Annotated in this window: 10 protein-coding genes and 1 pseudogene; 2 read left to right on the top strand and 9 right to left on the bottom strand. The window is 59.7% G+C overall.

Annotation, left to right across the window (positions count from 1 at the left end):
- Positions 1 to 26: 26 nt before the first annotated feature.
- Both HWX91_RS14090 and HWX91_RS14100 read right to left on the bottom strand, forming a co-directional pair.
- Positions 27 to 377: pseudogene (locus HWX91_RS14090) on the bottom strand (sensor histidine kinase); the annotation flags it as partial.
- Positions 378 to 1,439: 1,062 nt separating this feature from the next.
- Positions 1,440 to 2,459 carry a PH domain-containing protein gene (locus tag HWX91_RS14100; RefSeq protein WP_052660614.1) on the bottom strand — a complete coding sequence of 340 codons (1,020 nt, stop codon included), beginning with the start codon at positions 2,457 to 2,459 and terminating at the stop codon, positions 1,440 to 1,442.
- Between the two features lie 394 nt (positions 2,460 to 2,853).
- Between HWX91_RS14100 and HWX91_RS14105 the strand changes: the two genes are divergently transcribed.
- A complete protein-coding gene (locus HWX91_RS14105; protein ID WP_052660615.1) occupies positions 2,854 to 3,816 on the top strand; it encodes a phospholipase D-like domain-containing protein in 963 nt (320 codons plus the stop codon).
- 361 nt (positions 3,817 to 4,177) lie between these two features.
- Here the strand turns inward: HWX91_RS14105 and HWX91_RS40500 are convergent, their stop codons facing one another.
- From HWX91_RS40500 to HWX91_RS14140, 7 genes are all read right to left on the bottom strand, one after another.
- Positions 4,178 to 5,167, bottom strand: a complete 990-nt coding sequence (locus tag HWX91_RS40500; RefSeq protein WP_208459036.1) for a DUF3732 domain-containing protein — start codon at positions 5,165 to 5,167, stop codon at positions 4,178 to 4,180.
- On the bottom strand, positions 5,164 to 6,855 hold the full coding sequence (locus HWX91_RS14115; RefSeq protein ID WP_028194314.1) for a long-chain fatty acid--CoA ligase: 1,692 nt from the start codon (positions 6,853 to 6,855) through the stop codon (positions 5,164 to 5,166). The genes HWX91_RS40500 and HWX91_RS14115 overlap by 4 nt, the downstream gene beginning before the upstream one ends.
- 33 nt (positions 6,856 to 6,888) lie before the next feature.
- A complete protein-coding gene (locus HWX91_RS14120) occupies positions 6,889 to 8,106 on the bottom strand; it encodes an acyl-CoA dehydrogenase family protein (RefSeq protein WP_028194315.1) in 1,218 nt (405 codons plus the stop codon).
- 71 nt (positions 8,107 to 8,177) lie between these two features.
- Positions 8,178 to 9,266, bottom strand: coding sequence for a phosphotransferase (locus HWX91_RS14125; RefSeq protein WP_028194316.1), 1,089 nt, complete (start codon positions 9,264 to 9,266; stop codon positions 8,178 to 8,180).
- A complete protein-coding gene (locus tag HWX91_RS14130) occupies positions 9,263 to 10,039 on the bottom strand; it encodes an SDR family oxidoreductase (protein WP_208459037.1) in 777 nt (258 codons plus the stop codon). Before HWX91_RS14130 ends, HWX91_RS14125 begins: the two co-directional genes overlap by 4 nt.
- A 12-nt stretch (positions 10,040 to 10,051) precedes the next feature.
- On the bottom strand, positions 10,052 to 11,230 hold the full coding sequence (locus HWX91_RS14135; protein WP_028194318.1) for an acetyl-CoA C-acyltransferase: 1,179 nt from the start codon (positions 11,228 to 11,230) through the stop codon (positions 10,052 to 10,054).
- Between the two features lie 10 nt (positions 11,231 to 11,240).
- On the bottom strand, positions 11,241 to 13,337 hold the full coding sequence (locus HWX91_RS14140) for a 3-hydroxyacyl-CoA dehydrogenase NAD-binding domain-containing protein (protein ID WP_042273743.1): 2,097 nt from the start codon (positions 13,335 to 13,337) through the stop codon (positions 11,241 to 11,243).
- Between the two features lie 323 nt (positions 13,338 to 13,660).
- Between HWX91_RS14140 and HWX91_RS14145 the strand changes: the two genes are divergently transcribed.
- Positions 13,661 to 15,463 carry an acyl-CoA dehydrogenase gene (locus HWX91_RS14145; RefSeq protein WP_028194320.1) on the top strand — a complete coding sequence of 601 codons (1,803 nt, stop codon included), beginning with the start codon at positions 13,661 to 13,663 and terminating at the stop codon, positions 15,461 to 15,463.
- The last annotated feature ends 14 nt before the right edge of the window (positions 15,464 to 15,477 follow it).

Raw genomic sequence — 15,477 nt, forward strand, 5'->3', positions numbered from 1 at the left:
TATGAATTCCTAATTACCTCATCCGCTCACGAAAACACTAAAGAGACCAGCAGGCCACCACCCACCGCATTGGCGACGGACAGCGTGCCGCCATTGCGGCGCGCCAGTCTTCGGACTATCGCGAGTCCCAGCCCGCAGTGCGCATCGCCGCCGCGAGCGGCGTCAAGACGCATGAACGGTTGCAAGGCGTGGTCAAGCTGATCGTCAGGAATGCCAGGGCCATGGTCACGCAGCGTCATCGTCCATTTTCCATGCTGCATGCCAGTCGCGATTTCGACGGGTGGTTCACCATACGTCATCGCGTTTTCCAGCAGATTAGCGAGAATACGATCGAGGTCGACCAATGGCAATCTGAACTGGCCGCCTGCAAGCAGATCGCCGCGTCAATGCCGTCGCGCCTCGCCTCTTCAACCCGAGCCGTGAAAGCCTGATGGCGGCGCTGCCCCTATCACCCGTCTGCGCAGTCCGTGCGCGCGCCTTTCGGTCCAGATTGCGAGATCAACACTGCCAGCATTCAGCGTGTGATTCGATCGGCGAGCCGACGGATGAAGGGTGCCGCGACGACGACAGGCAACATCGCAGCCCACGAAAACAGATATGAACGCAGCGCGTGTGACAGAAACGTTCCCGCCGCAAAAAACTGCAAGCTCTAGACTGGAGGATGTCTGCGGAAGATTGTAGAAGAACTCGATTGGCTTCCGGAAAATTAACCAAATAGCTTCCGTCCTGGTTAATTAAGAGACCAAATCTGTATTCTTTCACCAGGTCTGTTACCCAAAAAACTTCCGCGATTGCCAGTTATTAACCATAAAACTTCCGCCGTCACAGGGGCGTGACAAGCCAGCAGCTTCAAGACGGCTTCGAACAGTCCCGATCAACAGCGTCCGGGCGAGCGTCACGAATTCGGCCTGAGCTGCCATTGGGACGGACCGTGTTCTACGTCAGCAATGCGGCGGACTGCTGACGATGGCGGTAGCGAGCCACTCGATGGCGGCTTCCTGCATTAGCGAACTCACACTCTCGAGCTACAAGCGACAGCGGAAATCTCCAGAGTTGCCGTTCGTAAGCGTCCGACATCACGCCGACGATCGGCTTGCGAATGCCGCCGAAGACGCCGAGATGTATAAGCTGTTCCTTCAGTGCCGCCAGCCAGCAGCGAAACACCGTTGCGATACTGCGGACTGCGGACGGAGCCGTCTTCTATCCTGCAGCGACACTTGAGAATTTAGTGGCCGTTGGCAATCAGGTCGCGCTGGCCATGCGCGGTGAGACGCGTAGCGACAATTTTGGCTGATACGCGGTTTTTGTTCGCGGGCGCATTGCCAATAGGGTGACGCGCAATTTTGCGTCGGCCACACATAGGAATATAGTCTGTCCCCCGCACGCTCGGGACTCTTGCACGGCCGACGGTACCAGCGCCGGCCGCATAGGCCGTGAACTCAGGCGCTCTGCTTGGACTCAAGATCGGTGATCAACGCGACGGCGGCCCATTCCGGCAAGAATAGATCGTGCAGCGCCTGCATCGGGTTGCTCGCATCCTCGCCGCCGCTTCTTGCGAGCTGCCAGTAGCAGTCGGGGGCGGTCATCTCGCCCAGAATCAATCCAACGTCGTTGCATCCAATGGCAAATTGCGGATCTTCGACCCCACGGCTGCGCAACTCAGCGCGCAGCACGTTGTCGGGCATCTCAAGCCAAGTCGCAATCCGCCGCGCATCCGTCCGGACACTCATGCATGCAACGCTCACCTTCGTGGACGTTGCTGACGTAGTAACGCCACCTCCCGGTCCGAAATAGAAGTTCCCCTCGTGCTCGATCGGTACAAAAACGCCGGCGCTTCGGAGCGTCTGCAATGTCTCCGGCGTTTGCTCGCGAGGCTCGACCTTCATCGTTGAAATACGAAAAGGCTCGGCCTGTTCAGGCCATGACGAAATGAAAGTCCTCAGCAGGTCAGCCTGCGTCCATAAAAAATCTTCATTGTGATCTCGTACATCGATGAAGGCGACCGCGTCGTCGTACACCTTCGCAAACAGCAGCCAGCCGGACCGCTTCGAGAAACGTTGTCCCACCGCAAGTGGCTCTGTGGTCAGATGGAAATGATGGATACCCCAGTCTGCCCAAAGCCCGTCAGTACGATTCTGTTGCTTCAGATTGGCGACGTCGTTGTTGAGAATCCCCTTACTGAGGTAGGGATTCACTTCGTCACCATTTGAGAAACGCGCCTCAATGAGGCATAGCGCCTCCCGGACGTCGCTCGGCAACCCGCCAATTGGGAACCGGTTGGACTTCTGTACCTCCCGCGGTTGCGGGCTGATGTGCCGGAGCCGGTAGTCCATCCAGCGTTCCAATGCTAGATCAGGTTGATCGTCCGGTGCGCGATGGGCCAAGCCATACGCTCTCACGAGGCGCATCGAGATGTCCGAGATATCCGAATAGAATTGTTCAACAGTTTTACTGATCATTTTTAAGCTGGGTTGGTCGTATTAATTTCGAATGCGACGCGAGGTTAAGTGCGTCGCCCCTTTTGAAACGGCAACGGCCGAACCTTTCCACCGCGAAGGCTCCGAGACGACACGCGTGGGTTCCGCTTCAAAGAGACGTAGGCTTTGAACGTCAACGAATTCGAGTCGCATGAGTTCAGGGCTCCGTCGTTTGAGCGTGGGGGAGGTCAAATTGTCAACGAATTGCATCCTCATGTCGAATGACCGAAACTAGTGTCCCGTTCCGCTGATCCACGTACTTAGTCTTTGTAGCTTGGCGAGGATGGAATCGGCGGTATTCGTCTATGATGTTGAGCCGCGCGGTGGAAGTGCGACCTCGCCATAACGCGCTGATAAACCAATTCAAAATAATCACATGCTGAAACTTTTAAGTGCAGACCTGTGGGATACCGTCGGGGAGAAAGCGGTCAAGGCCAAGCGGCGCCGGGCTGCCATTGCCTACGTGACGGAGTCACGACTCCTCCCCCTTGGCGCCGGAGACGTGCTCGTGGTCGATGCTTCCGATGCCTCCATCGCGGGAGGGCGCACGAGCGCCGAAGTACTCGCGGGGTACCTCACAGCAGGGGCCTCTCTGTTCAATGTTCCGAACTTGCATGCCAAGGTGCTGGTACTCGACGACTGGGCCGTCATCGGCTCGGCCAATGCTTCGCAGCGGTCCAACAATTACTACGTGGAGGCGTCCGTTATCTCTGACCGGCCAGAACTCATTGGGCAGGCTGAGCAGTTGATTGGTTCGCTTGCGGCATCCGGGGGCGTTATCGATAGCGAATTTATTGCGCGGATTCGGCAGATTCCTGTCCTCATCTCTCCCGATCCCCCGTCAAACCGTGCAAGTTCGCACACCAAGGTCCAGACGCGAGCGCCGAAATACTGGCTCATCAGTACGCGTGAAGACGCGCGTTATCCCGGCGATATCGAGGTGGTGGAAAACACGATGGAGGAAGTGCAAGAGCGCATTGGGCCGGACGCCGGCATAGTTAGTTGGTTCTGGTGGGGCGGGAATGCACCGTTTCCTTCCACTGCTCGAGTGGGTGATATCGTTATCCAGTGTTCCCGTCCGAGAAATAAGATGTCTTCATCGCGGGGTGTCCTAGTGCATCGACACGGACGGATCGAAAGCATATTTCAAGAGCCGGGGCAAACCGTAAAAACGTTTCACTGCGTGCGCCCCCTTGACTGGGAGCAAACCGCCGTGAAATGGGTGGACTTCGCGCGCCTCGCCAAGCGGGCCGGCATTACGCGCAAACTCACCTATGCGAGCAACATCAGACTCACCGAAAAGCAGTCGGGTGCGCTGTTCGAGATTTGGCCGACGTAATCGGGTAAGACGGGTAAGACGACAGTTGTTCCACGTGCGATCTGCCCTGGCGCGCTGACTCTTAGACGACGGCAAACGGTCATTTCGTCAGCGCTGTCGAACGACGGTCCATGTGCGCCCCTTGCCTTACGCGGGACGCGCGCAGTTCGGCCAGAGCGGACGGTCGGAGATCGGGTGTCGTGGGCGGCCGCCCATTACATTGCGGCCGTTCGCAAACCGACATCGACAAATATCAACACTCACCGCCATCGAATGGCTTTTCAGGTCCCGTTGCGGTCTTTCGCATGGCTTGTCGCGACCTAGATCCATTCAGTCGGCACGAGGGCTTCTCCACGCCACTCTTCGACGCGATGGACATTGGTCAGCCCCCCCAGACTTCTTCGTCAGCGTGGTCAAGTACGATGATCTGCAAGCGGCCTGAGGTTCTTGTGATGATGCCATCGAAAAGCGTAAATACTTTTCGTACAGCAGCTACGTCCTCGTTGTCCCATTCTGGGTCTAAGTTCGCTTCTGATGCCTTTCCCGCTCGTAGATTAGGAAAGTAGACTTGGCTTGGCTGATCATAGATTAGCAATCCCGGCACTGGATGATTCAGCTTGCTCAGAAAGTAGCCTTGCAGGGCAAGGGTAAGCGCCACATGGTATGCAAGCCAATTTGCACCGCTGCCAATCTCCCAAAGGAAATCATCGCGCGTACCACGAATAACCTTTATCGTGAGATCTTGGATATTGAGTCGAATAGGGGCATCTGGCCACTCCCCGTCAAGCTGTGGGACTAGTCGCGATGAAATCGACTGGATCGTATCAAGCGCGTTTTCCGTTTTCCGACCTATCTCGTGTTCAGATATCAGCTTGTTCAGGTCCTCAACCTGCGTCTTCAGCGATGCAATCTCTTCGTTAAGCGCTGAAGACGTGTCGAGCGTTTCGTACAACCTCAGGGCTTCCTCTAGGCGGCCGAGGAAGCGCGAGATTTCCTCGCCACGAGTTGTCACCTTGCGCGCGTTTTCCGATTGGCCTTCCAGCGTCCTTATTTCTTGGCGAACTGCCGCGAGATTCGCAAGGGTCGCATCCACAGCTTCACGCTGACGAAGCGTTTCTCTTCCCAAAGATTCCGTAACTCCCGGATGCGATCGCAACCGAAGTTCTATACCGTCAAGCGCCTCGCAGAGCTGATATATCCGCGCTCGTCCGGCATCGCTCGGTTCAAATACCGACGCTGGACGTTCAGTGGCCAGTTCGCGAATCCATCTCGACAATTCCAACCGATCACGCTGGACGTGGAGGCCGTCCCGAAACGTTATTGTTACGGCGTGAAATCGCACCGGAACCATAAACACCCGTCTTGCATTCATGCACTCGCGTCGCTTTGCGTAGGGACCCTCGCCGCCTCCCGTTCCTGCAGTTCGCGCCACATGACCTTACCGCTGCCGGACTTCGGCAGCATGTCGACGAATTCGGCAATGCGCGGGGCCTTATAGGACGCCATGCGTTCGCGTGCCCAAGCAATGATATCGTCAGGCGTGACGCTAACCGCCAGCTCGGACTTCAATACCACCAAGGCTTTAACCGTCTCGCCGCGATGAGCATCCCGCGAGCCGATCACGCACACCTCCTGAATCGCCGGATGATGGTACATCATCGCCTCGACTTCGGCCGGCCACACCTTATAGCCTGATGCGTTGATCATCCGCTTCAAGCGGTCAGCCATGAAGAAATAACCGTCCTCGTCCATCCATCCCAGGTCGCCTGTACGCAAGAAACGCTTGCCGTCAATCTCGACAAACACCACTCGTGACGCGTCCGGATTACGCCAGTAACCCTGCATCACCTGCGGCCCGCACACGATAATCTCACCAGTCTCGCCTTGTGGCTTCAGTTCCAGTGTCGTCGGATCGACAATCCGCGCATCGACGTCGAAAACGGGTATGCCAAGGCATTGAAGCTTGGGACGCAGCAGCGGATTGATATGTGTCGAAGCGATCGTCTCCGACAGTCCGTACCCTTCGACATAATCAACGCCCGTGATCTCCTTCAGTTTTCTCGCCACGGCCTCCGGCATGGCAGCGCCACCGCCGCCCATCCAGCGCAGGGTCGACAAATCGTACCCGCCAAGTTTTGGATTCGACACGAAGTCCACTACCATCGGCGAAATAGACTGCCAGTGAGTCACGCGGTGACGGGCGATCATCCGCGCGGCCACATCGCGATCCCAGCGCGGCAGCAAGATAACTGTTGCGCCACTGTAGATCGAACTGTTCAGTCCTCCTTGCATACCTGTGACGTGGAACATCGGCAGCGTCGACAGTGCGACCGTATCCGGCGTGCTGCCGAGCCAGTGAAATCCGCCAACCGCTGTGCACATTACGCTGCGATGGGTGTGCATACAGCCCTTCGGCTTGCCGGTAGTGCCCGACGTGTACGGCATGACGCAAAGGTCGTCGGGGCCGGCCGTCAACGGTCCCGGCACCAAAGACAGGTCAAGCGCCTTCGACCAGTGAACCATCCGTGGGCCATCCGCATGGCGTGGAGCGGTCACGAAATCGGGTGGCACAATCTCCGGTTGCTGCTTCAGATAGTCGCTGTAGGTAGCGACAACGACATGAGCAAGCTGGCCGTCTGCATCACCAACCAGTGGCGCAATGCGCGGATACAGATCCTGGGCAACGAACACAGTACGCGCGCCACTGTCCTCGACGTAATGGCGCAACTCGTCCGTCATGTTCATAGGATTAACTGGCACGACAACCGCGTTCGCGCGCAGGATTCCGTAGTAAGCGATCATCCACTGCGGACTGTTCTGCATATACAGCATCACCCGGTCACCGGCTTTCACGCCGCACCGCTGCTGCAGAAATCCGGCCACGCGCTCGGCCTCGTTTTTGAACTGCGCGAACGTAACCGGCGTGTCGTAGAACACGATAAATGGCTTGTCCGGGTAGCGCGCTGCTGTGACCTCAGCGTTGTGGAACAGGTTCGTAGCCGGCAATGTCAGATGCGTCGGCAAATGCGCTGGCCAGAAAGGCGACCGAGTAGCAGGCATGGTTTGACTCCGTTCTTCAACTGATATCACGCGTCACAGGTAGGCGCCGAGTTCCATCTTCGCGATCGCGTTGCGATGCACTTCGTCCGGGCCGTCGGCAAGACGCAGCGTACGCGCCCCTGCATAAGCGCGAGCGAGGCCAAAATCCTCGCTAACGCCACCCGCGCCGTGCACCTGGATTGCCCAGTCGATCACCTGACACGCCATCGCAGGCGCTGCGACTTTAATCATCGCGATTTCCTTGCGCGCCGCCTTGTTGCCTAGCAGGTCCATCTTCCACGCGGCGTGCAGCACGAGAAAGCGCGCCTGGTCGATTAGGATCCGCGCTTCGGCAATCCGTTCGCGCGTGACGCCGTGATCGGCAATCTTGCGGCCGAACGCGACGCGTGACGTGGCGCGCCGGCACATTGCTTCGAGTGCGCGCTCAGCACGGCCAATCAACCGCATGCAGTGATGAATCCGCCCCGGACCGAGACGCCCCTGCGCGATCTCGAAGCCGTGCCCCTCGCCTAACAAGGCATTGCCGACCGGCACGCGCACGTTCTCGAACAGCACTTCTGCGTGGCCGTGCGGCGCGTCGTCGTAGCCGAATACGGGCAGATGGCGCAGCACCTTGACGCCTGGCGTATCCATGGGCACGAGAATCATCGACTGGCGGCGGTGCGGGTCCGGATGGTCCGGTGCGGTCTTACCCATGAAGATGAGGATCTTGCAGCGTGGATCGTTCGCGCCCGAGGTCCACCATTTGCGCGCGTTGATAACGTAGTGATCGCCATCACGCTCGATGTGCGCGGCGATGTTCGTCGCGTCCGACGACGCAACGCTCGGTTCCGTCATGGCGAATCCCGAGCGGATCGAACCGTCGAGCAGAGGCTTGAGCCACGTTTCCCGCTGTTCATCGCTGCCATAGCGCACGAGCGTTTCCATATTGCCGGTGTCCGGCGCCGAGCAGTTGAACGGCTCCGAGCCGATCGACGATCGGCCCATGATTTCGCACAGCGGCGCGTACTCGAGATTCGTCAGCCCCGCGCCGTATTGTGACTCAGGCAGGAACAGATTCCACAGGTCCGCGCTTTGGGCCTTCTCCTTCAGTGCTTCCATCACCGGCGCCGGATGCCAAGGGTTGCCTGCCCTGCGCGCCGCATCCATCTCGGCTTCGAACTGACTCTCCGCCGCATGGACATGCTCGTCCATGAACACGGTCAGACGCCTCTGGAGATCCTTCACTTTGCTTGTGTTTTCAAAATTCATTTCTGGTTCCCTTTCTTCACTGTGAAGGCCGTACGCGTCTAACGCCAGCCTGTCATTGCGTTACGCCCCACTCAGCGCATCGTGTCGATTTGCCGGGCGAGCGACCAGGCCAGCTCAGCAAGCGGCCGCGTGCGCTTGCCGACTTCGAGCGCCTGCGCGCTTGACGCGTTGCCTTGCAGCGCACGGGCATACACGCCCTGCAGGATTCCGACGAGTCGGAACAGGTTGAACACGAGGTAATAGCCCCAGTCCGCATCCGATACCGCGTCGTTCGACGCCCGCGGCACGCGTTTGAGATAGCGCCGCAGATACGATGCCTCGTCCGGAATACCGAGTGCCGCGATATCGACGCCCGCGAGACCGCGTCCCTGATGCATGGGCATACGCCACGTCATGCAGTGGTACGCGAAATCAACGAGCGGATGACCCAGCGTAGAGAGTTCCCAGTCGAGCACCGCGAGAATTCGTGGCTCCTGCGGATGGAAGATCACGTTGTCGAGACGATAGTCGCCATGCACGATCCGGCTTTCGTCACCAGCCGGGATGTGCTTCGGCAGCCAATCGATCAAACTATCGGCTGCTTCGATCCGCTCGGCCTCCGCCGCACGATACTGCTTCGTCCAACGCGCGACCTGACGTTCGATGTAGTTGCCAGGTTTCCCATAATCGGCGAGGCCAACCACGACTGGATCCACCGAATGCAGCGCCGCGATCACGCGGTTCATCTCGTCGTACAGCGCCTCGCGCTCGGCCTTCGACAGCCCCGGCAGCGAGCTGTCCCAGTAGATGCGCCCTTCGACGTACTCCATGATGTAGAACGCCGTGCCGATTACGTCCGCGTCCTCGCACAGCGCGAACGCCTGCGCGACCGGCACAGCGGTGTCGGCGAGCGCACGGATCACGCGAAACTCGCGATCGACTGCGTGTGCCGAGGGCAGCAGCGTACCCGGTGGCTTGCTGCGCATCACGTAGCGACTGCTGCCAGCTTCGAGCAGGAAGGTCGGATTCGACTGCCCGCCTTTGAATTGCTCGACGTGTAGCGCACCCGAGAAGCCATCGACATGCTTGCGCATGTAATCAAGCAGTCGCCCGGCGTCGAACGCGTGCGCCTCTTCGACCGGACGTGTGCCACTGAAGCTACTTTGCGCGTCGCCTGTCATGTTGCCGACATCCCGCCGTCGATGGCCAGGTACTGGCCGGTCACGTGCTGCGAAGCGTCGCTCGCGAAGTATGCGAGCGCGCCCTTCAGGTCCTCGTCGCCGCCGAGCCGCTGCAGCGGCGTGCGGGCGATCACCTGCTCGCCAACTGCATCGAGCACGTCCGCCGTCATCTTCGACGGAAAGAAGCCCGGGCAAATCGCGTTCACGTGGATGCCGTAATGCCCCCACGCCGTCGCAAGCGCGCGTGTAAAGTGGATCATCGCAGCCTTCGACGTGTTGTACGCGATCGTGTTCACCCCGCGCGCCATCCCTTTGAGCCCCGCAATCGAGGCGATGTTGACGATCTTGCCGTTCTTGCGCGGAATCATGCTGCGGCGGCCAACCTCCCGCGTCAGAAAGAAAGGTGCGCTCACGTTCAGGTTCATTACCTTGTGCCACGCTTCATCCGGGTAATCCTCGGTGGGTGCGCCCCAGGTCGCGCCCGCATTGTTCACGAGAATGTCGACGCGCCCGTGCGCAGACAATACCTCGTCGACGAGAGCTGGAATTCGGTCGAACTTCTGCAGATCGCTGACAACTGCCCTCGCTTCGATCCCCATCGCGCGCAGATGCGCTTGTGCGACGGCCAGTTCGTCAGCCTTGCGCGCCGAGATGACGACCTTGCAGCCCAATTCGCCGAGCGCTTCGGCCATTTGCAGGCCGAGACCGCGCGAGCCCCCCGTCACGAGCGCGATGCGCCCGTTGAGCTGAAACAGTTCCTTCACCGACACCACGGTCTCCTTCGATCAGCAGACTTCGAACAAACCGGCGGCGCCCTGGCCGCCGCCGATGCACATCGTGACCATCACGTACTTCACGCCGCGCCGCTTGCCCTCGATCAGCGCATGGCCGACAAGCCGCGAACCCGACACACCGTACGGATGCCCGACGGCGATGGCGCCCCCATTCACGTTCAACCTGTCATCAGGAATGCAAAGTTTGTCTCGACAGTACAGAACCTGTATGGCGAACGCCTCATTAAGCTCCCACAGTCCGACGTCGTCGATCTTCAAGCCGGCACGTTCAAGCACACGCGGCACCGCGAATACGGGCCCGATCCCTATCTCGTCCGGTTCACAACCCGCAATTGCAAAGCCGCGAAAAATTCCAAGCGGCTGAAGCCCACGCTGCTCAGCCAGCTTGCTGTTCATCACAACGCATGCGGATGCGCCGTCCGAGAATTGACTCGCATTGCCCGCGGTGATTACGCCTCCCGGCAATGCCGGACGGATCTTCGACACTGCTTCGAGCGTCGTGTCCGCGCGAATCCCCTCATCTGAAGAGATCGTCACCTCCTTCGTTGTCAACTGGCCGGTTGCCTTGTCGACGACGGCCATGATTGTCGTCATCGGGACGATCTCGTCATCGAATTTGCCCGCCGCTTGAGCAGCCGCCGCGCGCTGTTGGCTGCGCGCGCCGTATTCGTCTTGCTCCTCCCTGGGAATCCCGTAGCGCTTCGCAACTGTCTCGGCCGTCTGCAGCATGCTCCAGTACACCTCCGGCTTGTGCTCGACGAGCCATGGATCAAGCAGCATGTGCCTGTTCGATTCGTTCTGCACGCACGAGATACTTTCGACGCCACCCGCGACGATTGCCGGTGCGCCTTCGAGCATCACACGCTGTGCCGCCATCGAGATCGCCTGCAGACCGGATGAGCAGAAGCGGTTCACGGTGACACCGCCGGTTGTGACGGGCAGGCCGGCGCGCAGCGCAATCGCACGCGCTATATTGCCGCCCGTTGTGCCTTCACCGAACGTCCCGCCCATGATCACGTCCTCGATCTCCGCCGGATCGATGCCAGCGCGCGCAACCGCGTGCTGCACGGCATGCGCGCCAAGCGTCGCGCCATAGGTCATGTTGAATGCGCCCTTCCAGCTCTTTGCAAGCCCAGTGCGCGCGGTGGAAACAATCACTGCGTCGATCATGTCGATATCCTTAATTGAATGTACGGCCTTCTTGCGTAAGCTTCACGAGCACCGACGCGGGCTGCCACCAAGCTTCGGCGCCGGGCTCGGAGGCGAAGCGCTTCAACGCGCGCACGACAGTTGCAAGGCCCATGGTGTCCGCGTACAGCATCGGGCCACCTCGGTGACGTGGGAAGCCGTAGCCCGACAGGTACACGACGTCGACGTCCGATGCACGCGCGGCAATTTCGTCTTCGAGAATTCGCGCGCCTTCGTTGACGAGCGCGTAGATGCAGCGCTCTACGATCTCCTGATCGCTGATCTTGCGCGGTGTAATCCCGCTTTCGCGACGGAACTGCTCGATGATCTCGTCAACGGCCGGATCGGGAATCGGATCGCGCTTGCCGGGCTCGTAGCGATACCAGCCGGCGCCGGTCTTCTGGCCGAATCGGCCTGCCTCGCAGATCGCGTCGGCGGCCGTACGCGGCTGAGCACCGGGATCTTCGGCCGCGCGACGCTTGCGCGCTGCCCAACCGATGTCGAGCCCCGCCATGTCGGCCATCCGGAACGGCCCCATCGCGAGGCCGAAGCGCTGCAGCGCACCGTCGATCTGTTGCGGCGACGCGCCCTGCATCAGCAATTGACCCGCAGCCGCGCCGTAGCGCGCGACCATCCGGTTACCGATGAAACCGTCGCATACGCCCGCCACCACCGCGACCTTCCGGATCCGCTTTGCAAGGTTCATGCAGGTGGCGAGTACATCCGGAGCGGTCTGCGCGCCGCGCACGATTTCGAGCAGGCGCATCACGTTGGCGGGGCTGAAGAAGTGCAGGCCGATCACGTCCTGCGGTCGCTTCGTGAACGACGCGATCCGGTTCAGATCAAGCGCGGACGTGTTCGACGCCAGGATCGCACCTGGCTTCGCAATCTCGTCCAGACGCTTGAACACGTCATGCTTCACGCTCATTTCTTCAAATACCGCTTCGATCACGAGATCAGCCTCGGCGAATGCCATAAAGTCGAGCGTCGGTGCGATACGCGCCATGCGTTCGTCGAGTTGCACCTGCGTGAGCTTGCCCTTCTTCAACGACGTTTCGTAGTTGCGGCGGATTGTGCCGAGGCCGCGATCGAGTGCTTCCTGGCTCGTTTCGAGCAGTACGACCGCGATTCCGGCGTCGACGAAGGCCATCGCTATTCCGCCGCCCATCGTGCCCGCGCCGATCACACCGACGCGACGAATGTCGCGCAGCGGCGTGTCGGCGGGCACGTCCGCCAGCTTCGACGCTGCGCGCTCCGCAGTGAAGATGTGGCGCAGCGCACGCGATTCCGGCGATGCCATCAGCGACATAAAGATTTCACGTTCGAGCTTCAGTCCTTCGTCGAACGGCTTGCTGACTGCATTCGCGACCGCTTCGACGCATCGCAGTGGCGCCGGGAACGGACGCGACGTGGCCTCCACGTTCGTGCGCGCGAACTGCAGGAACGGCTCCGCGAGTGGATCGACGATCTTGATATCGCGTGCGCGCTTGCCTGCGCGTTTTTCGGCAACGACCCGACACGCGAACGCTACGGCCGCATCCACAACGCCGCTTTCGACGACTTCGTCGAGCAACGCCGTGCCAGCAAACTTCTGCGCTGGCACCGGCTGTCCGGACACGATTATGTTCAGCGCCGACTCGACGCCAACCAGCCGCGGCAGACGCTGCGTGCCACCCGCGCCGGGCAGCAGCCCGAGCTTGACTTCAGGCAAGCCAATCGATGCGTCACGCTGCGCAACACGGAAATGACAGCCCATCGCGAGTTCGAGACCACCGCCGAGACAATTGCCCGCAATTGCAGCCACGATCGGCTTCGGCGAGGCCTCAATTGCACTAATCAGGTCGGAAAGTGTTGGCGCGCTCGATGATTTCGCTGTGCCGAACTCACGCACGTCTGCGCCGGCGCTGAAAATCTGCTCGCCACCTGTCAGCACGATCGCGTCAATTTCCGGATCGGCGAGTGCGCGGTCAAGCTGCACAGCAATTGCCGTGCGCAATACGAGTCCTAGTCCGTTGACCGGAGGTTGATCCATTGTAAGGATAGCTATTGAACTGAGTTTGATCGATCCAACGGGGCTATTCGTCGACATGAAAACCTCTTGAGGAAAGCGATTAGCGATGTGCGCTGTGACGCCGGGCCTTGCTGGCCCCCTGCAGCCACAGCCAGTCATCGTGAACCCAGGATCCAACAAATATAACATTACATTCGTTATGTAAAAATGCTACCCCGTACGTGTGGCCGTGCATAGCCCAATTTGGCTAGCGTAAACACCTACAGATCTATGACCCGTTGTATTTGCGGACAATCGAACACCTATATATGATTACACTCGTTATTTATAATCAAGTTCGGCGTCTGAACATTCTGCAACGCAGACGCTCGAATTCAACCATTCAACCTTTCTGGTAGCCCATGTCAAACTCGACAATCATTCGCCGGCGCGATCTGGAATTTCAGCTCTTCGAGCTTTTCGAAGCCGAGGCGCTGACACAACGGCCACGCTTCGGCGAACACAATCGCGAAACCTTCGTTGCGGCGCTTGACATTGCGCAGGTAATTGCCGAGGAAAAGTTCGCGCCGCACAGCCGGTACAGCGACGAGCACGAGCCGCAATTCGACGGTGAACGGGTCTCGATGATTCGGGAAGTGCACGAAGCCGTGCGCGCTTACTGCGACGCCGGTTTGATCGCCGCAGGGAAGGACTATGAGCTGGGTGGGATGCAATTGCCGGCACTCGTTTCCCACGCTTGCCATTCTTTGTTCAAAAGCGCGAACATCGCGACGAGTTCCTACGTCGGGCTTACGATCGCCAACGCGAACGTGATTGAGCGCTTCGGCTCACCGGTGCAAAAGCGCAAGTATCTACAGGCGCTGCTCGAAGGCCGGTTTTTCGGCACTATGGCGCTGACCGAGCCACAAGCAGGATCGAGCCTCGCCGATTTGACTACGCGCGCAGTACCGAACCCAGACGGTACCTACTCGATCACCGGCAACAAGATCTTTATCTCGGGTGGAGATCACGAACTGTCAGAGAACATTGTTCATCTGGTACTCGCACGTATTCCAGGTGCGCCTCCCGGCGTGAAGGGCATCTCGCTGTTCACGGTGCCGAAATATCATGTCGACGATGACGGCACCCTTGGCGAGCGCAACGACGTCGCGCTTGCGGGGCTGATCCACAAGATGGGCTGGCGAGGCACCACATCGACGATGCTATCGTTCGGCGAGCGCGGCGTTTGCATCGGCGAGATTGTCGGCGAACCGCACCGCGGCCTTGCGTGCATGTTTCAGATGATGAATGAGGCACGCATCGGCGTCGGGATGGGCGCCACGATGCTGGGCTATCGCGGTTACCTGGCGTCGCTTCAATACGCGCGCGAGCGCAGCCAGGGCCGGCCGCCTGAAGAGAAGCGGGCGGATATCCCTCAAGTGCCGCTGATCGAGCACGCGGACGTGCGCCGGATGCTGCTTGCCCAGAAGGCGTACGTCGAGGGCGGCTACTCCTTGTGCCTTTACGCGGCGCGGCTCGTCGACGAACAGCACACGGCCGACAAGGAGACGGCACGCGCAGAAGCCGGGTTACTGCTTGATCTACTGACGCCGATCGTGAAATCGTGGCCGTCCCAATGGTGTCTCGAGGCGAACAGCCTCGCGATTCAGATTCATGGCGGCTACGGCTATACGCGTGAGTATCCGGTCGAGCAGCTCTATCGCGACAACCGCCTGAACCTGATCCACGAAGGTACGCACGGCGTCCAGGCGCTCGACCTCCTGGGCCGCAAGATTACTATGCACGACGGCCGCGCGATCGCGCTACTCGAACGGGAAATCAACTTGACCGTTCTGCAGGCTGACGAGACCCCCCATCTCTCGGAGGACGCGGACGCGCTTGCTCACGCCTGGTGGGAAATGCGCGACACGTTGGCAGTATTGCGACCGGCGCTTGCCGAACGAGCGACCCTGGTACTCGCTCAAGCGAACGCGTTCCTCGAGGTATTCGGACACACCGTCGTTGCCTGGCTGTGGCTGCGCCAGGGTCTTGCGGCAGCAAGCGCGCTTGAAGACGCGACAAACGACGACGTCAAGTTCTATCGCGGCAAGCTGAAAGCGTGCCGGTATTTCTTCCGTTACGAGTTGCCGAAGATGCAGCCGCATCATGCGTTGCTGCGACGCCTCGACGACACGACGCTGAACATGGAGTCCGAGTGGTTCTAGCTGCCCCGAATTTT

Origin of the sequence: Paraburkholderia fungorum (assembly GCF_902833645.1) — a bacterium.
GTDB classification, from domain to species: domain Bacteria; phylum Pseudomonadota; class Gammaproteobacteria; order Burkholderiales; family Burkholderiaceae; genus Paraburkholderia; species Paraburkholderia fungorum.